The following is a 19,414-nucleotide window of genomic DNA, read 5'->3' as shown; positions in this document are numbered from 1 at the left end:
TCAACTCCTTACCTTACGAGTGTTTCCTTTTATTATATCATGAAACAGCGGGCATCAGCTCTACTCCCGTCTTCCTTCCCCGGCAAAAATGTTGTCATATTCCGCACGCGTCAAAAACACATCACGCGGTTTGCTGCTGCCTGTATAGCCGGAAATGAAGCCTCTTTCCTCCATCATATCAATTAACCTGGCGGCACGGTTATAGCCAATTTGGAAATTGCGCTGCAGAAGTGAAGCAGATGCCTGTCCATTCTCGACGCAAAATTTCACCACTTCAGCAAACAATTCATCCGTACTTTCATTGTTCAGCGCCTGAGTTAAATCTTCTTTTTCAAATAGATAGTTCGGTGCAGCTTGGCTTTTTGCGTATTCGGTCACAGCCTCAATTTCTTCGTCAGATACATAAGGACCCTGTAGGCGTATCGGTTTCGAGCTGCCGCTCGACAAATACAGCATATCGCCGCGCCCCAGCAAACGCTCTGCCCCGTTCATATCAAGAATGGTTCGGGAATCCGTTTGAGACGAAACGGAAAATGCGATCCGCGTTGGTATATTGGCTTTAATCAAACCAGTAATAACGTCGACAGAAGGGCGTTGCGTCGCCACAAGAAGGTGAATGCCACAGGCGCGTGCTTTTTGCGCGATCCGGCAAATGGACTCTTCTACGTCGTGCGGCGCAACCATCATCAAATCAGCGAGCTCATCAATCACAATCACAATGCTCGGTATCAAGCGTTCCGCCTCGCCCGGATACGCGCGGCGCATCAGGTCGTTATAACGTGAAATATCGCGGGCGCCCGCTTCCGCAAATTTTTCGTAACGGCTATCCATCTCCTGTACGGCCCACTTCAACGCGGCGGTTGCCTGTTTTGGATCGGTAACGACCGGAGCAACAAGATGCGGAATGCGATTATACGGAGCAAGTTCCACCATTTTCGGATCGATAAGAAGCAGGCGCACTTCATCCGGTGTTGCCTTATACAATAAACTTAAAATGATACAATTAATACATACGCTTTTTCCGGAACCAGTCGATCCAGCAATTAAACCATGCGGCATTTTAGCCAAATCTGCCACAACCACCTTGCCACCGATATCCATGCCGAGCGCTACCGTAAGCGGCGAAGAAGCTTCACAAAATGCGGCCGACTCAAGCACCGAACGCAAATACACCGGCATGCTTTGCTCGTTCGGCACTTCGATTCCGACAGCGGAACGCCCCGGGATTGGGGCTTCAATCCTGATATCGCGTGCGGCCAGACTCAGCTTAATATCATCGCTCAAATTCGTAATCTTACTTACCTTTACGCCTGGAGCCGGTTGAATTTCGTATCGGGTTACCGTTGGACCGCGGACGGCACCAATAACTTCAGCATTTACGTTAAAATTGTGCAATGTTGTCGCCAGTATCTCGCGCTGACGCTTAATGTACTCCTCGTCTTCCGCTTGCACATGCGGCGGTTGAAGCAGCAAGGAAAAAGGCGGCTTTTCGTACTTACCTGTTTGAGGTTTAGCCGTGGCGGGCATTCCCTCCCCGGATTCTGCACATCCCAGTCTTACATCCTGTCTCTCGACAAAACGCGGTTCTTCGTCAGCTTTTGGTCGGTTTACATCCACAAAAACAGGCGGTTGCCCGATTTGTACCCGCGGCTTCTCCGGTTCTGTCCGCTGCTCTTCCAGCAAATTCTGCTTCGTTCCATCAATTTCTTCATCATTCGCCTGCGTATGCATCCGGCTCTTCTCTTCTACTGCCGACGTCTTCACATGCTCCAGTGTCTCCGCATACGCTTTCGGTGCCTCTTCTTCCGGTCGCCGCTGTTCTTCTTCGACCGATGCCAAAACCATTTCTTTCTTTCCAGCGTCCGGCATTTTCAATTTTTTTAAAACCATCGGATGAATAAGAGTATTAGAAGCAGGAACAGGGGATTCCGCTATCTCTTTGCATTTTTTTTGTTCCGGGCGCTGACGACCATAAATCGGCGATATGACTTCCGTTGGCCGGAAAGAACCATTTCCTTTTGGCCGCGCTTGATGTGTAGAAGAGGCTTGGCGTTCCCCATCTGTAGAGTCTCGTCTTACCTGGTGAATGGTTGAGGGATCTCGTTTATACTGGCCGTTAAAAGCTAGCTTTTGTTCCTCCTCATAATGAAAGCGTTTTTCTTTAGCTTCCGGTTCATCGGGAATGAGCGGAAATCTAAAATTTTCCCGGTTATCCTTATGTGGCCTACGAGGCGCGGGAGTAGAAGCCTCGCGCCGGACGGCCCGGCGTCGTTCGATGCGTTCAGCTATTTCCTTTCCCTTAATTGTCCGCTTCGGATAAATATTGGCCGTGCGGATGGTTAAATTTCTATTTCCAATTGGAACGGCGGGAACATCATACTCCTGTTCCCCATATTCTTCCCTTACGGCTCTGCTCTTGAATTCTTCCTCTGCCAGAAGCCATCTCTTTAATCGTTCAAGCCAGTTCATTGGAACGTCTCTTCCTTTCTTTCTCCGCTTCTTTCGCTTCTTCTGTTGTGCCGTATCTATCACTTGCACGCCTGCACCTTTGCTTACCACCTTTGCCAAAAAGTGAGGCACCATCCTCAATTATTGTAGCATGATTTCTCGCTTTGGCTAGGTTTGAGAAAGAAGAAGAAAATAAATATTCCTTGCCCGATGCAATGAAATGGTATTATATTGGAAATGCGCACAAAGGGTGGGAAGGACGGCTAAAAAATATTAACCCAAAAAATAAGGAGGGGAAAAAGCGCCATGGCAAAACGTTTGACTCATCTGCTCGTTTTTTTGCTATGTTGCTTCATGCTTGCAGGATGCACAGAGTACGGGACAAAAACCGTAGAATCTATTACCGATAAAGAAATTAAAGCTACATATGAAACTTATAACAAAACCATTACCAGGAAAGTGCCGTCTATCCCCGATACCGTTCTTGCCATCCAACTGCACGAACTGCAATTCAAAAAAGGCCGTGTCACTATTACCGTAACCGACCCGGGCGGCAAAACAGTATTTGAAAAAACTTTCGAGCCCGGAACATACCAAGACGGCTATAGCGTTCATTTTGAAAAGGAAGGCGAGTATGAAATACGATTTGCCTTCGAACATGTCGAAAATGGAAAACATCATATCACATGGGAAACCGATTAAAAATAAGAAAAGCCCGCGTTCTTATATCCCGTCCTTTTTACCCAATGCGAGAGGACGGCCGCTTTGCGTCACAGCAGGCGAATCGGCAAAACATCGCACAAAAAAGACGCTGTCACATAAAGCGACAGCGTCTTACTTTTACCCGGAATGGCGGAGAAGGCGGGATTCGAACCCGCGCACGGCATGACCCGTCTACTCCCTTAGCAGGGGAGCCCCTTACAGCCTCTTGGGTACTTCTCCACATATATACGCTATTAGAAGTAACATTATCAAGAAAATATCATATTCAGATAAACACCGCAAGCATTTTTTCGTAAAAACTCCCCGTTTCCACCATCGTAAAAAATAAATATGCGGCAATTGCTTGACAACAAGCATGACAAAACCTCCATATCCTTCGGTAGGAGGATATGGAGGTTTTGAACTTTTTTAGCTTATGATACTTGCTTGCCTTTTGAACTCACAGCAAATAAGATCATGGCAACAAGCAAAAACGCAATGAGCGACACAAGCGGCCCAAAGAATGGGTTTTCCGGCAAGACAACACCTGCGGACACTGCGACGGCAATCAAAATGCCCATGAGCGCTTCCCCGGCAATAAAACCGGAAGACAGTAAAATCCCCCGCTCAATCTTCTGCTTGCGCATCTCTTCATTTTTCTCGCGTCGTTCCACCAAAACCCGAATAATGCCACCCAGCATAATCGGCATACTCAGATGAATCGGCAAATAGAGACCGACCGCGAACGGCAGCGATCCGATTCCCATAAGCTCAACGATAGCTGCAGCAGCCGCACCAATAAAGATAAGCGTCCACGGCAAATTGCCACTCATAATCCCTTCAACAACCATCATCATCAACGTTGCCTGCGGTGCCGGTAAGTTTTTCGAACCGAATCCATAGGCCTGATCAAGCAACATAAGTACAAAACCAATGGTCAGACTCGTAATAAATACGCCATACATTAATGCGTACTGCTGATACTTAGGCGTTGCGCCGACAAGGAACGCCGTCTTCAAGTCTTGTGACGTATCTCCGGCCATAGCCGCAGCAATGCAGATAACCGCCCCAATCGTAATAGCGGCAATCATGCCGGTTTCTCCGCCGAAGCCAATCATTTTCAAAACCAGGGTAATCAAAATTAGAGCTGCGATCGTCATTCCGGACACCGGGTTGGATGAACTACCGACAATACCGACGATACGAGATGAAACAGTAACAAATAAAAAGCCAAATAACATTACGAGCAAAGCACCCGGAATGCCAATATGAATCTTCGGGAAGAAAGCCAAGACAGAAATGAGAACAAGCACAAGCACAATAATATAGGGCATCGGCATATCTTGTTCCGTGCGAAGCACTGCCCCTCCATTCGAACCGCGCGTACTGCTAAACCCCCGCAGCGCAATCGCGAATGAAGATGCGATGGTTGGCATCGCTTTAAACAGACTCACAATTCCACCAAACGCGACAGCACCGGCTCCGATATAACGCAAATAGTTGCTCCAAATATCCCAAAATCCAAGCTGGCTAATTGGCCCTTCCGCCGGAAAAATCGGATTTGCAGCAAACGAGCCGAAATAACTAATTAACGGAATGAAACCGAGCCAGCCAAGAACAGCACCCGCAAGCATATATCCCGCGATGCGCGGCCCGATAATAAATCCGACACCGAGAAGCGCTGGAAGCGTATCCATTCCGACCGCTGCGTTTTTAAAACCGCGGATTCCCGTTTCGATCTCGGATGGAAACGCTTTAATTCCATCAGCAATGAATTTAAACAGCGCACCAATTCCCAGCCCGCTGAAAACAAGCTTGGCAAGCCCGCCGCCTTTTTCTCCGGCAATCAACACTTCAGCACAAGCTGTCCCTTCCGGATACGGAAGCACTCCATGTTCTTTTACGATTAACGCTTTACGCAGCGGGATCATCATAATAATGCCGAGAATTCCGCCCGCAAGCGCAATAATCGCAATCGTCGTCAGACTTGGATGCAACTTCCATATAAATAGTGCCGGAATCGTAAAAATCACACCTGCAGCAAGTGATTCCCCGACTGATGTAATCGTTTGCACCGTATTATTTTCCAGAATCGAATTGCGGCGCAAGATTCCTCGCAAAATCGCCATCGAAATAACCGCCGCTGGAATCGAAGCGGTCACGGTCATCCCAACAATCAATCCCAGGTAAGCATTAGCAGCACCAAACAAAACAGCAAGAATACCACCAAGAATAAGCGCCGTCCACGTCATTTCTGGTCGATGTTCATGCGGAGGAATGTACGGCACAAAACCGCCTGGATTTTGTTCTTGCCCAGAATTAGATTTCTGTGACATTTACATCACCACCTTCTCCTAACTTTGCTTTCCTTTAGAAAATAATGAATTTTCATTCTTTTAGCTCACCTCTGCTCTGCTCTAATTTGTTTTACCCCTCTAATACTTTAAACCAATTTTAAAAAAAATGTTATAGGTAAATTTATATTCCGAAAAATGTTAATTTTATAAAATTAAAAAAATTACAATTTTATAAAAGAAGAAATTTTACTAAATATACAATCTAATAAAATAGTGGTACAATGATAAAAATTTTAAGTTAAGAAAAGCAAGGCAAAAGACCGTCTGTTTTTACATGTCTTGTTTTTCTGACATTTTGGTAAAAGAAAAAGTGGAGGGGTTTATCTTGGCAGAGTTACGAAGCAACATGATCAAGAAAGGGTTTGACCGCGCACCGCACCGAAGTCTGCTTCGGGCCGCAGGCGTCAAAGACGAAGACTTCGATAAACCTTTTATCGCGGTAGTAAACTCCTACATCGACATTATTCCGGGCCACGTCCATCTGCAAGAGTTCGGAAAACTTGTAAAAGAAGCAATCCGCGAGGCGGGCGGCGTACCGTTTGAGTTCAATACCATCGGTGTAGATGATGGTATCGCTATGGGGCATATCGGCATGCGCTACTCCCTGCCAAGCCGGGAAATCATCGCCGATTCCGTGGAAACGGTTGTGGCAGCGCACTGGTTCGACGGTATGGTGTGCATTCCAAACTGTGACAAAATTACGCCCGGTATGATGATGGCAGCAATGCGCCTCAACATCCCAACGATCTTCGTAAGCGGAGGACCAATGGCAGCTGGACAGACAAGCGATGGACGCAAAATTTCGCTCTCCTCTGTATTTGAAGGTGTAGGCGCATACCAAGCCGGAAAAATCGACGACAAACAACTGCAAGAGCTTGAGCAGTACGGCTGTCCAACTTGCGGCTCCTGTTCTGGAATGTTTACCGCTAATTCCATGAACTGTCTGGCGGAAGCGCTGGGGCTTGCTCTTCCTGGCAACGGCACCATCCTCGCTACCGCTCCGGAACGAAAAGAGCTAGTAAAACGTGCTGCAAAGCAATTAATGGAACTTATCAAAATGGATTTGAAACCACGTGATATCGTAACAGAAAAAGCGATCGACAACGCATTCGCACTCGATATGGCGCTCGGCGGCTCAACTAACACGGTTCTGCATACGCTCGCGCTAGCAAACGAAGCAGGCGTAAACTATCCGTTGGAACGCATCAACGAGGTAGCGGCACGCGTACCACATCTCGCCAAATTGGCGCCAGCATCCGACTGGCATATTGAAGACTTGCACGCGGCAGGCGGCGTATCCGCAGTACTCAACGAACTGTCTAAAAAAGAAGGAGTGCTGCATCTGGACACAATGACCGTTACTGGCAAAACTCTTGGTGAAAACATCGCTGGCCATGATGTTAAAGACTACAACGTTATTTATCCAATTGATAAACCATATTCGGAAACCGGCGGTCTGGCCGTTCTGTTCGGCAATCTGGCTCCGGATGGTGCGATCATCAAAACGGGCGGTATCCAAGGCGGCATCACGCGCCACGAAGGCCCTGCCATCGTTTTCGATTCACAGGATGAAGCACTGGAAGGAATCGCTGGCGGTAAAGTAAAAGAAGGTCATGTCGTGATCATTCGCTACGAAGGGCCAAAAGGTGGACCAGGCATGCCGGAAATGTTAGCGCCGACTTCACAAATCGTTGGCATGGGCTTAGGGCCAAAAGTAGCGCTCGTAACAGACGGACGCTTCTCTGGAGCTTCCCGTGGTCTTTCCATTGGACATGCTTCCCCGGAAGCCGCTGAGGGTGGACCACTCGCGTTTGTACAAGATGGCGACCATATCGTCATCGACATCGAAGCGCGCCGTATGGACGTACATGTACCCGAAGAAGAATGGGAACGCCGCAAAGCGGAATGGAAAGGTTTCGAACCAAAAGTAAAAACTGGTTATCTGGCCCGTTATTCCAAACTTGTAACATCAGCCAGCACAGGCGGTATTATGAAAGTCTAATTTTTTGCCGATACTTGAGATACATAGCTAGCAATGCTATGTATCTTTTTTTCTATGAAGATATATAGATGATATAGAGATAAGAAACGAAGCCACAAGAGTTTGGGATGAAATCGAGGAGATATTCATGATGGTAAATTTTATTCGAATCATTCTTGTAGTATTGCTATTTTTCTACTTTCAATTCTTCCCTCAATCGCGTCTAGAAGCGCCCGCACGTCCTGCGGCTCCGTTCTACGAAGTTATCGGTGTTCCGACAGGCCAGACACAAGAACAGTTAAAGCAGCAGCTGCACCGCTATATCGAGCGTCGCCATTATCCGCCAGGTAAAGAACCAGTCATTGTAGGTGTGCCGCAAGTGCGGTTTATTCCTGTATATACCCCGCTCCCCTTTTATCAACCGAATACGCTTTCTTATATCGCTTATAACAAGGGAAAAGATATCACATTTTTCAATCCGTTCTGTACCTGCGACGATCAACCTGAAGTTAAACGAATTAAAAAAGCGATCGCTCTGCAGCGCAACAGTCTAGAAAAGCTTCTTGTGATGCGCAGCGCACTATACAACTACTATTTGTATCATGATACATTACCCAAACAGCTGGACGCGCTGACTGCTCCTTTTCCACACAACTATCTATCACAAATTCCATTCGTTCAGCCGATACATGATGGTCGCGCCCCAGCTCTCGAAAATACAGGTATTATCTATCAACCGGAACGGTTCGATCCTCAGCAGGCGTGGCAGACGATTGCAGAAGTGCTCCGCATCGGCGGAATGCCGGAGCCAAGCATTGAACTTCAGCCGCTTGAGATCGTTGTCTATCAGCCATCTTTTCGCATGATCGTATATGCAGGACCCTACACAGTGCGTTCTTACTACATTGGCCTAGGAGCGGCAGATCGTACTCCTGCCGGTGTTTATTTTATTACCAAAAAAGTAAACCAGCCACTCTCACAAAGCAAAGTATACGGCACGCGCGGGCTTGTCTTAAGTGACACCGACTACGCCATACACGGAACGAACGATCCAGCATCAATCGGAAAAGCAGTTTCAAAAGGATGCATCAGGCTGCATAACTTTCAAGTTGAAGAGATATTCAGCATGATTTCTATCGGCACAAAAGTCACCATCACTGAAAAAGCTGCGCCCGGTTTTCACCAGCCCAACGCCCCGGGCTTCTATCTAAAAGCGCGCAAAGATGAAGAAAATCCGGGCAACGTCTACCACTGGAAACATTAATTTTTATAAGCAAAAAACCAACCCAAGCGCAAAATAGGAGTGCGTACTTCTCTTATTATCGCTATTATTTACAAATTCTATGGCGATGAGCGTAAATGGCAGCCTGTGTCCGGTCTTCTACCCCCAACTTGCTTAAAATATTGCTAACGTGTGTTTTTACCGTCTTAATGCCTATATATAATTCTTCCGCAATCTCCTGATTGGATTTGCCTTCCCCGATCAGGCGAAGTACTTCCAGTTCCCTATTCGTACACTGCTCATGCGGCAGCGCTTTCTCCACTGTCCGCTGGCGAAAGCGCGACATAATCTTTCCCGCCACCTGTGCTTCCAAAACTGGCTGCCCGCGGTAAGCCTGACGAATCGCCTCGGCAATCTCCGAAGCACGCGCCGTCTTTAGCAAGTAACTGAAAGCCCCGGCTTCGATTACCGGATATACTTTCTCGTCATCGATAAAGCTCGTCAGAACTATAACTTTGCCTTCCGGATGGACACATCTCATCCGCCGCGTTGTTTCAATGCCGTCCATTCCTTCCATCACCAAATCCATCAGAATAACGTCCGGCTTTGTTTGCTCGGCAATTCTAAGCCCTTCCGCCCCGCTACTAGCTTCTCCAACAATTTCAATTCCTTCTTCTGTTGACAGAAAAGCAACCAAGCCCATCCGTACCATCTCATGGTCGTCTATCAACAGTACTTTTATCGACTCACTCATATTGTCTCCTCCGCTTCTTCTCTATCCGACAAATGGAATGGTTACTTCAATCATCGTTCCATGGCCTGGCGCCGATGAAATGACCAGTACGCCGCCGATTTCGGCGACCCGCTCCTCCATTAACTTCATTCCATACGAAGATGATTTCTTCTCTTCCCCTTGAGAAAATCCAATTCCATCATCCGTTACTCTCAATCTTAAACGATTCTGTATCCTCGTTAGCTTCACTTCAACCTTTTTAGCCTTGGCATGGCGCAACGTGTTCGACAATGCTTCTTGCAAAATGCGAAACAGATGATCTTCCATCCCCTTGGGAAGTGATGGAAGATCTTCAATCTGCCAAGAAAAGGAAAGGGCGTGCTTTGCCTGCAATTCGATAAGCAATCCCTCAATTCCTTCTTTAAGTGATTTGCCTTCCAATTGGGTGGGACGCAAATGTAAAAGCAATGCGCGCATCTCGGCTTGGGCAGCTGCCGCCATTTCCTCCACTAATTCTACCTGCTGGACAGCTCTTTTCGGGTTTTGAGCCAGTGTACGCTTCACCGCTGCCATCGTCATGGAAATGGCAAACAGTTGCTGACTCACCGCATCATGCAATTCGCGGGCCAGCCGCTGCCTTTCTTCCGTCACCGCCGCCTGCTTCACCTGCTCCGTCAACTCCGCATTATGGGCAGACAAGCGCTGCAACGAAATCACTTGCTGCTGAAAGCGGATCGTCATCTCATTGAGCCGTTCTCCCAGCCTTCCAATTTCATCGTCCCCTAGATAAGGCACCCTTGTTGACAAATGTCCACGTTCAATCATCATCGCCGATTGCAGCAAAATTTCAATCCGCTTTTTCATTAAATTTCCATATATATATCCGATACTCGCACCAACAAGCGCAGCGATCATGCAAAGAAAAAGCAGCAGCACAAGCACGAACGAAAGATCGGGAAAAACCGGAAGCCGAAATCCCAGCTTGTCAAACAACCAATTCCTCAGTATCGGCACACTGGCCACCCCATGCCAGATAAAGAAAAACACGACACTTCCCACCGAAGCCGCGCCGACGCTTCCCCAGAGGAACCGCCTCATTAATTGCCACTGAATGTTGGCAAGCCTACGCTCTGACACCATACTCCTCCCCTATAGCTGAATAACGTCAATGTCGCCGATTAATAAACTCACAACAAGGCGTACGCGCTTATCCGAGTTCAGGTAACCGGAAGTTGAAAGTGTCATGCTGCGGTTAATGCCTCCCTGCTTGTTCCCGAACACATCAATATCGCCGAAATTCACGCTCGCCGTCAAAGATACTGCAAGGTCGTAAGGTACATAAATGTCAATATCTCCAATCCACCCATTTATAATAATGACGGTTTCACCGTCCGGAATGTAAGCACGGGATAGATCAATTTTTACGTCTCCAATTCCGTGCCAGATATTCATATCCTGTAATTGCCAACGACTTCCTGTAAGAAATAGATTGCCGATAAGCGAATGTTTATGCTCCGGAGAATGAAACGAATAAGTAAATCCGAACTCATCTCCACACACCGTCGCTTGTTCCAGGGGCTCATGCGAAATCGGACGAGCCAATCCGTCCCCCGGCCTGGAGGATTGTGGAATCTCGATTTTCTTGCTTTTCCCGCGAATCATGCGATAGCCAAAATAAATAAACAAAATGGATAGCATAAGTCCCATAATCCGGCCCGGATCAATATTTAACCAATAAGCAAAAAAACTCGTAATTCCGATAAACAAAAGTACGCTGCCGCGGATTTTCTTCCCGCGGCTCCACCACTTCAAACCAAAATATAAAAAAAGAAACGGAAAGAGGCCTACCAAGTTAAAATCTTTCAGGCCTAACATATCAAACAAAATACCCAGCCCGGTAAAAATAATAGCAGCTCCCAGCAAATATGAAAACAAAAGCGATTCTCTCGTCACTTCTCCACCTCCCATGTTGCAACAAACTCACATGCTTATGCCTGCTGCGCTTTTTCCAGAGCACCCTTATACGATCATGAAAAAGCAAAGGCGGGTATACATCCCGGGAGCTTCTCCCGTACGCACTCAGGATAGAAAGCGTAAGTATTTTATCCCTTTATATTATCTTAGCCGGCTGCACCCCGTACGTAAAACTGACTGCGGATTGGTTTTTTCTCCGTCTCAGGACGGAGCCGAAGAGCGGTATGTCAATCAGTGTGATTCCTGTCCCTCATGCGTTTTTGCTATGGCTTTTCTTAATTATAACGCAAACGAAGAATATACGGGATAACGATGAAAAAACGGTCTGATGTTATCCCCTCATTCGAGCGAACCAGACCGCTTGTGCTGAAACTTATGTTAATTGCTGTAAAATATACGACTTCAAGTCTACAATGCGCGGACGAGCAAACCGCTCCTTGGTTTCCCCGGTAATAATAAGCCCAACGAAGGAATCGAGCGCATGCAGTGAACCGTGGCTTGCGCCGCCGCGATGTACAGGATCATCGGGGGTAAAAAATTCGCATCCGTGAGCCGCTGTGGCTACAATTACATCGCCTTCCCGGGCATACAATGCACCGTACAACCGTGAAAAAAGATCGGGATAATCTCCGAACGCAATAAAAACGGAGCCGCCCTCTTCCTTTTGCCGCGCATCAATAAGGGAAAGATCGCCTTCCGTATTCCACATCCGTCCGTATTCATCGGCGATCTTATTTCCCGGAGCAAAAAACAGCTCCTGTTCCCCCCGCCGGACACGCACGCCTCCTCTTTCTTTCCACGCAAGCACATCAATACGGGAATCTCGCAAAAGACGTTTTATCGTTTCCTCCTGCACACCTTCTTTCAGCGGATAAAAGTAACACATTCTTTCATTATTGCAAATAACGACATCGTCGCTATCCGGCTTAATTTCCTTCATCTCGGCCATTTTCATGCCGACAAAATGCTGCGGTATGTCGATGTTTGCTTCCACCTCAGCTCCGATTTTCGTCTGGCCATGATCGCCCACGACAATAAACCTGCATTGCCGAATTGCTTCTTCTCCGCCGCCAAAACTATCAAGCAACCGTTGAATTCCCCTGTCCACTTTCGCCAAAATTTGCGGCCCTTGATCCGGCTTACGATGATAGGCATAATCCATGTTTGGCAAATACACAACCGTTAGATCTGGCAGTTTATTTTCTTTTACGAGACGACAGGTAGCATCAATGGCAAACCAATCATTTAAGCCATATTTCTGAAATATACTATGGCTCCATTTCCATGGAAACGAGCGCAAAAATTCCGAATCAATAAACCGGCCGATTGTACATATTTCCGGACCGCTTACCATGCGCTCAAAAGATAAGCCGGCTAGTATTAGTTTAAGAATTCCAGGCTTGCGAAGTCGGTAACGACAAGGACCGCGATGCACGGAAAAATTGAACGAAGCACTCGTTTTTCCCCGCCTTGTCAATTCCTCGAATACTGTAGTCACATCCTGGCTAAGGTGTGTTTCATTTACCTCAATCAGTGCATCTTTCGTACATTTGCTTACCCCGATGCGCCAGACTGACTTACTGCCATTAATATAATTAACGACTCTTTCTTCCGGTCGGTGGTACCAGATTAATCCCTGCACACCGTGTTTTTCCGGGTATTCACCGGTGACGAGTGATGCATCCACTGTAGCAGACATTGTAGGAAATACCGTCACACAATTATCCCAGTAAGCCCCTTTTTCCATCAAAAAAGAAAGAGCCGGAACAAGCCCCTTTTCCCGTGCTTCCTGCAGAACATGGGGCATAAACGAGTCAATGAGAAGTAGAATTATTTTTTTGCTCATATACGTTCACCGCCTCGTTTTCATTATGTTCAATTCCTGACATTTCTATTTATACAAATAAGCGCCCGGACGGCTGCTAAGCCTCTCGAGCGCTCTTTGATCCTTGATACTGTTAAACTTTTTCCCGCAAAAGCTCCACCTCTGCTTCTGTTAGCTCACGATACTCACCAGGCTCAAGCGCTTCGTCCAGCTGAAGCGCACCCATCGCAATTCGCTTCAAATACACCACTTTCTTTCCTACTGCTTCAAACATACGCTTAACCTGATGATACTTGCCTTCATAGATAACTAGCTCTATTTCGGAAACGCTTCCTTGTGACAGAATCGTAAGTTCGGCTGGTAGCGTCTTATATCCATCATCAAGCGTCACACCCGCGCGGAACGCCGCGCCATCCGCTTCTGTTACCCGTCCTTCTATTCGGGCGAAATACCGCTTAGGTACGTGCTTTTTCGGCGAAAGTAGCTCATGAGCCAGTTTTCCGTCGTTTGTAAGCAACAATAACCCTTCCGTATCTTTATCAAGCCGCCCGACCGGAAAAACGTCAAATGTGTAAAATTCCGGGTCCAGCAAATCTACCACCGTCTCTTCTACAAGATCTTCCGTGGCCGAAATCACGCCCTGCGGCTTATTCATCATTAAATAAACAAACTCGCGGTACTGTATAATTTCTCCGTAAATCTCTACTTCCTGCGTATCGGGGTTCACGTGTATGCTGCTATCTTTTACCGGCTCACCGTCCACTTTAACTGCGCCGCTTTTGCATAGCTTTTTAACTTCTTTGCGTGTCCCATATCCCATATTGGCCAACAGTTTATCCAACCTCACCGTTTCCACATCCTTTTTCCAATTCTTTTTCAAAAGAGCACCCATCTGTTAGCGGCGCGACTATGCGCCGTCCTGCCACCGCCAGCCGGCTGAGTACATGTTCTTCAGCATATTGCCCGCTCCTTTCGCCCAGCCAAGCGGAAATCCATCCACGCAGACGAGAACCCAGCCTTTTCCGACTTGGCGCATCACCGTCTCGCCTTTTACATACCGGATGACATCTGGATCATCTGCCGCAAAATCAATGACACGAGCCGCATCTTCTTTTACAAGCCCCATCGCGAACGCCTGGGAAGGCTCAAAACGATTCTTTTTCACCGTTCCGAGCAGCCATCCTTGTCTTGCCAAGCGAAGCGGCTTAAGCGACGGAAGCCCAACCGGTGACAAAAACACGCGATCTTCGTGCATCGTCACAGCAAATTCCCCACTTACAAGCCCTTTCCATTGTGGTAACGTTTCTTTTACAAACACGTAAAAGCTCTCAAGCTCTTTTCTTTTCCATTTTTTCTCAGGTGTATATTCGGAAAAAGACGTAGCCACCGCATCTTTCCGCTTTTGCAATAGCGCAAGATAATGGCCTTCCCCCCGCACCCGGTGCGGCCAGAGACGGGCAGTTCCGCTTATCCGACTGTCCGCACCAGCATTCAGCGTCCATTCAGGCCTCCCGTGTTCCCATCCTTCATAAAGAGGGATCGGCACAACCAAAAAATCGGGATGCTCATCTAAAAATTTGGCAATCATCTGTTCATTTTCTTCCGGTGCAAACGTACAGGTTGAATACAGCAACCAGCCGCCCGGACGCAGCATACGAGCTGCGCCTTTCAGGATGTCGTGCTGCATCCCACAGCACATCTCAATCGCCTGCTCACTCCAGCTTTTCACCATATCCGGCTCTTTGCGAAACATTCCCTCCCCTGAACATGGCGCATCTACGAGAATCCTGTCGAAATACCCAGGAAATACTTCGGCTAGCCTGTCCGGGATTTCATTGGTCACAATCGCATTGGTGACACCATACAATTCCACATTTTTTACGAGCGCTTTGACACGGTTTGGATTATTATCATTGACGACAAGAATTCCTTTTCCTTTCATGGCGGCTGCTAACTGCGTTGTTTTTCCACCGGGAGCGGCGCATAAGTCCAGTACCTTCTCTCCCGGCTGTGGATTTAATATGGCGGCTGGCGCCATCGCACTCGGCTCCTGTATATAATACAAACCTGCGTGATAATACGGATGCTTAGCCGGGCGGAACGTATCCGGATAATAAAATCCGTCTTCCGTCCATGGCACAGGGGCAAGCTGCCAGTCTACCCGCTGAACAAAAGAGTCAGGGCAGATCTTGAGTCGATTTACTCTCAGTCCCTGCGCGCGCATGTTATCATATGATGCAATGAACGCTTGATATTCGTCCGGCTCTAGCCATTTTTTCATTCTATTACTAAAAGCCTCAGGAATTTTCATATCCACTCTGCCTTTCTTATATTGCAAAAAAGAAGGGAGCTGCGCTCCCTCCCTATGTTTAGCATTGCTATTTATCTTTATTGCATTTAATCGTCAGCGCCTACTTCTTCTTTAAGCTCCTGCTGGTCGTTTTCATACCAGTAATCCAAAACGCGGGCTTCCAATACTTTACATTCAATGTACTGCACCTGCTTGTCGGTAAACAGATGCTTCCATTCAATTTCCAGCTCTTTCGCCAGACGGACAACGGTGAGGAGTTCCTGCCACGCCACATAACGTTTATACCAGAAGAACTGCGGATGTTCATTCATATACGGATACAAATCGTCAAACTCTGTATGTTTACAATCCAGTGCACGTTCAAAATGCGTCTTAGCATTGGATAGCTGTTCTTCAAAAAAACGGGCTATATTTCGGCTTGTGGTCATAACCACACCTCCTTATCTTCTCCTTGCTCTTCATTATACCAAATCCCGCTCTGTTTGCGGACTTTTCTTGACAGTTACTGAATGTATTCCGGAGAAGTTTCACCGCTGTGCTTGCGTCCGTGACTCTTGCCCGACCTTTCATTCGACCACTCTTTCATCGGCGCTTCCGTGTTCTTGTTCTGTTCGCCCGGATTCGCCGGATTTACGCTGCCCGGATCCTGCGGCTGATTCGGATTGGCCGGGTTCGAGCTGTTCGGATCCTGCGGCTGGTTCGGATCAGCCGGGTTCGAGCTGTTCGGATCCTGCGGTTGGTTTGGATCAGCCGGGTTCGGATTGTTCGGATCCTGTGATTGGTTCGGGTTATTCGGGTCCTGAGACTTGTTCGGCTCCTCCGTACCCGGAAGCACATCCGGAACCGTTACCGTCGCCATATTGGACATCGTTCCTTCCTCTCCAGTTTCCGCGTTATACGGAACAACTACATACGTATATAACTGATTCGGGTCAAACGCATCCATATAGCTAGAAGACCCGGTATCAGCAATCAATTGCTTGTCGGCCGGTGAGCCAAGGAAACGATACAGACGATATTTAATCCGATCATCATTGCTGCCGCTCCAATTCACTTTGACTTTTAGTCCGCCTTCATCCACGACAGTCGCGGACAAATCACTGATCGATGGAAGCGATACAGGCGGTTTCACCGGCTCCACGCCTTCTGGGCGCTTAAAGTCTTTGCGCTCCTTACCTTCCATTGCTTTCCGCATCACGCGGCTGAACAACTGAGCAGGCGCGCCGCCTCCTGACGTGCGTAAATAATGTTCGTCGTCCGTCTTATCATACCCCATATAAACGGCGCCAACGTAATCTGGAGTATATCCCACAAACCACGCGTAGCGCGTACCGCCCGAGACTCTCTTGCTGTCATACTGCTGCGTTCCAGTTTTCCCGGCCAGCGGATGGCCGAATTGCGCTTTTCTGCCCGTTCCTTCTCGAACGGCATTCTGAAGCATTTCCGTCATGTAATACGCGGTCTGTGGACTAACGACCTGCATTTCATCGTTCTTTTCTTCGGCAACGACTGTACCGTCCTTCGTTGTAATCTTCTTAATGACATGCGCTTTGTGCATCTTTCCTTCATTGGCAAAGGTGGAATACGCCTGCGCCATTTGAATTGGAGATGCCCCGTGTTTCATGCCCCCCAAAGCTAAGGCTAAATTATTTTCTTCATCAGGTTCCACGGTAAGGCCAAACTTTTTCAAGTAGCTGACGCCTGTTGAAAGACCTATCTTATCAAGCGTCCAAACGGTTGCGGCGTTGCGGGATTCAACGAGCGCCTTGTTCATCGTAATGCTTCCCGCGTATCCTTCACCGCGATAGTTCCTTGGTGTCCAGTTATTATATTTACGGTACGTCTTCTTTTCATCTTTAACGATCGTATACGGTGTCCATCCCTTTTCAAGCGCTGGTGCGTAAGCAATCAACGGTTTAATGGTAGAACCTGGCTGCAGTCTCACTGTAGCACGGTTCAATCCTTTCCGCTCATAATCGCGCCCCCCCACCATGGCGGTGATGCCGCCGGTTTTCGTCTCCATGATGACCATGGCGGATTGCACCTTCTGATCTGATTTTCCTTGTGGGAAGTTGCTCTCTCGCTCATATTCTTCAAACATTGCCTTTTGCGCATCGCGATCCAGATACGTATAAATCTGATAGCCACCTTGGTATAACTGATCGCCAGTAATTCCAAGCAAATCCTCGGCTTCTTTCTCAAGGTAATCAATGTATGCCTGATACGCTTCATTTGCTTTTTTCGTCGGTTTAGGCACCGTCTTCAGCTCTTCTTTCTGTGCCTGTTCCATCTGCTCTTTCGTAATATAGCCATTCTCTTGCATCAATTTCAGCACAAGATTGCGTCGCTGGAGCGCTTTATCCGGATGATCGCGCGGATCATACGTGTTGGGCGCTTTCGGTAAGGCAGCAAGCATCGCACCTTCAGCCAGCGATAATTGCTCTACTGGTTTACCGAAAAAATATTTAGCAGCCGTCTGCACGCCAAAAATACCGTCGCCCGCATAGAAGCGGTTTAAATACATTTCTAAAATTTGTTGTTTTGAAAGTTGGCGTTCTAGATTCAGCGCGATCATCATTTCTTTCGTTTTTCGCATAAACGTTTTATCATTCGTCAAAAACACATTGCGCGCTAACTGTTGAGTAATTGTACTTGCGCCTTCCGCTTTGCTTCGTGTAATAATGTCCTTGACAATAGCGCGCCCGATCCCGATTGGATCAATCCCGTTATGCTCGTAAAAACGGCTGTCCTCCGTCGCAACGAAGGCGTCAACAACGTGCTTCGGTATTCGAGAAAATGGCACTTTTTCCCGATTTTCAACCCAAAGCTTTGTAATTTCATTGCCTGTAGCATCATATACCGTCGATGTCTCCATCAAATCTAGCTTTTTCATGTCAATCATCTGGTTGCCGGCGATGTACAGCGCCGAACAGCCTCCAACGCTTAACAGGACGAATAGCGCGGTCATCAGAAGCACGATGCCCCAAGGCCCTCGTCTCCAAAATGGTTTGCGCTTTTTCCGGCCCTGTTTTGTTGTTCGTCTTGTCCTCATGTTTCGTTTAACCCCCTAAAATATGCGGAAGGATAACAATACTACATAATAATACACATAATAACACAGCATAAAACCGACAAAAGTTGCAAAATATTGCAAAATTCTCCCGCGCAATCCGCAAAAAGAAAAAGAGCCGTAGCGCAGGCTCTTTTTCTCTATATTTCTTCATTATCCCGTTTCGCCCGTTGCAGAACGGTCATCGCTGCGCGAAATTCCGTAATATTGATAAGCTTCTCCTGATAAAGTTCGCGCACTTCTTCTTCCAACAATTCATAGTCAGTCAACCTGTCGCCCGTGTAAATAACGATGCCAAACCGGCGAAGCAAAGCTTTTACATCAAGGATGGTTTTGATTTCATCCATTTACTGCACGCTACCCTTCATATCCTTCCTTACGGTATTCTACAATAACTTCCGTTCCAAGTCCACCGCGGGCGTTCCAGATCGCTTCCACGCGCATATACAGCGGATCTGCCAATTTGACGAGGTCTTCCAAAATTTTATTCGTAGCGTGCTCCTGATAAATGCCCACATTCCGGTAAGAAGTCAAATAGTATTTCAACGATTTCATCTCGATTAATTTTTCGTTAGGAATAAATGTAATCTTAATATCCGCGAAATCCGGCAAACCGGACCATGGACATACGGATGTAAACTCACTTGTCGGAATGGTGACTTCCGTTTTTTTTCCGACGTATTCGTAAGGAATGGTTTCAAGAATATCGACCATGATCGCCGACTCGTCCTGAATGTCAAATCGAATGTTGTTATATTTCGCGTGATTGTGCTCTACTTGTGCCATTGTTG

The 19,414-nt window shown here is 47.4% G+C and carries 15 protein-coding genes and 1 tRNA gene; 3 read left to right on the top strand and 13 right to left on the bottom strand.

Annotated elements, in window-relative coordinates; translation table 11 throughout:
* Positions 1-60 precede the first annotated feature (60 nt).
* A complete protein-coding gene (locus BLR88_RS20300) occupies positions 61-2,559 on the bottom strand; it encodes a DNA translocase FtsK (RefSeq protein WP_269465347.1) in 2,499 nt (832 codons plus the stop codon).
* A 195-nt stretch (positions 2,560-2,754) separates the two neighbouring features.
* Here BLR88_RS20300 and BLR88_RS02295 point away from each other — a divergent pair, with 195 nt between their 5' ends.
* Entirely contained in the window at positions 2,755-3,150 is a 396-nt protein-coding gene (locus tag BLR88_RS02295) for a hypothetical protein (protein ID WP_091259832.1), read from the top strand.
* Between the two features lie 148 nt (positions 3,151-3,298).
* Here the strand turns inward: BLR88_RS02295 and BLR88_RS02290 are convergent.
* Positions 3,299-3,390 (bottom strand) — tRNA-Ser (locus tag BLR88_RS02290).
* Positions 3,391-3,584: 194 nt separating this feature from the next.
* Complete coding sequence (locus BLR88_RS02285) at positions 3,585-5,486, bottom strand: OPT family oligopeptide transporter (protein WP_057899599.1); 1,902 nt, start codon at positions 5,484-5,486, stop codon at positions 3,585-3,587.
* 346 nt (positions 5,487-5,832) lie between these two features.
* On the opposite strand from BLR88_RS02285, the gene ilvD reads away from it, so the two are divergent.
* Both ilvD and BLR88_RS02275 read left to right on the top strand, forming a co-directional pair.
* Positions 5,833-7,509: a dihydroxy-acid dehydratase gene (gene ilvD / locus BLR88_RS02280; protein WP_057899600.1), complete on the top strand. Its 1,677-nt coding sequence runs from the start codon at positions 5,833-5,835 to the stop codon at positions 7,507-7,509.
* A gap of 127 nt (positions 7,510-7,636) precedes the next feature.
* Positions 7,637-8,752, top strand: a complete 1,116-nt coding sequence (locus tag BLR88_RS02275) for a L,D-transpeptidase (protein ID WP_082706076.1) — start codon at positions 7,637-7,639, stop codon at positions 8,750-8,752.
* A 64-nt stretch (positions 8,753-8,816) separates the two neighbouring features.
* On the opposite strand, the gene BLR88_RS02270 is transcribed toward BLR88_RS02275, so the two are convergent.
* From BLR88_RS02270 to queF, 10 genes are all read right to left on the bottom strand, one after another.
* Entirely contained in the window at positions 8,817-9,464 is a 648-nt protein-coding gene (locus tag BLR88_RS02270; protein ID WP_057899602.1) for a response regulator, read from the bottom strand.
* 21 nt (positions 9,465-9,485) lie between these two features.
* The gene (locus BLR88_RS02265) at positions 9,486-10,580 is read right to left on the bottom strand and encodes a sensor histidine kinase (protein ID WP_408863338.1); all 1,095 of its coding nucleotides are present in this window, start codon (positions 10,578-10,580) and stop codon (positions 9,486-9,488) included.
* Positions 10,581-10,592: 12 nt separating this feature from the next.
* Complete coding sequence (liaF, locus tag BLR88_RS02260; RefSeq protein ID WP_057899604.1) at positions 10,593-11,396, bottom strand: cell wall-active antibiotics response protein LiaF; 804 nt, start codon at positions 11,394-11,396, stop codon at positions 10,593-10,595.
* Positions 11,397-11,790: 394 nt separating this feature from the next.
* A complete protein-coding gene (locus BLR88_RS02255; RefSeq protein WP_057899605.1) occupies positions 11,791-13,263 on the bottom strand; it encodes an alkaline phosphatase family protein in 1,473 nt (490 codons plus the stop codon).
* A gap of 112 nt (positions 13,264-13,375) precedes the next feature.
* Positions 13,376-14,089 carry a pseudouridine synthase gene (locus BLR88_RS02250; RefSeq protein WP_057900400.1) on the bottom strand — a complete coding sequence of 238 codons (714 nt, stop codon included), beginning with the start codon at positions 14,087-14,089 and terminating at the stop codon, positions 13,376-13,378.
* Positions 14,090-14,149: 60 nt separating this feature from the next.
* Positions 14,150-15,553, bottom strand: coding sequence for an RsmB/NOP family class I SAM-dependent RNA methyltransferase (locus BLR88_RS02245; protein ID WP_057900401.1), 1,404 nt, complete (start codon positions 15,551-15,553; stop codon positions 14,150-14,152).
* An 86-nt stretch (positions 15,554-15,639) separates the two neighbouring features.
* Positions 15,640-15,981, bottom strand: a complete 342-nt coding sequence (locus tag BLR88_RS02240; RefSeq protein ID WP_057899606.1) for a hypothetical protein — start codon at positions 15,979-15,981, stop codon at positions 15,640-15,642.
* Between the two features lie 74 nt (positions 15,982-16,055).
* Positions 16,056-18,605: a transglycosylase domain-containing protein gene (locus BLR88_RS02235; RefSeq protein ID WP_057899607.1), complete on the bottom strand. Its 2,550-nt coding sequence runs from the start codon at positions 18,603-18,605 to the stop codon at positions 16,056-16,058.
* Between the two features lie 158 nt (positions 18,606-18,763).
* Positions 18,764-18,970: a YqgQ family protein gene (locus BLR88_RS02230; protein ID WP_322787634.1), complete on the bottom strand. Its 207-nt coding sequence runs from the start codon at positions 18,968-18,970 to the stop codon at positions 18,764-18,766.
* Between the two features lie 10 nt (positions 18,971-18,980).
* Positions 18,981-19,409: a preQ(1) synthase gene (queF, locus tag BLR88_RS02225; RefSeq protein WP_057899608.1), complete on the bottom strand. Its 429-nt coding sequence runs from the start codon at positions 19,407-19,409 to the stop codon at positions 18,981-18,983.
* Positions 19,410-19,414: the final 5 nt, after the last annotated feature.

The organism is Aneurinibacillus thermoaerophilus (genome assembly GCF_900099925.1).
Taxonomy (GTDB): Bacteria; Bacillota; Bacilli; order Aneurinibacillales; family Aneurinibacillaceae; genus Aneurinibacillus; species Aneurinibacillus thermoaerophilus.
This window is presented reverse-complemented; position numbering and strand designations above follow the sequence as displayed.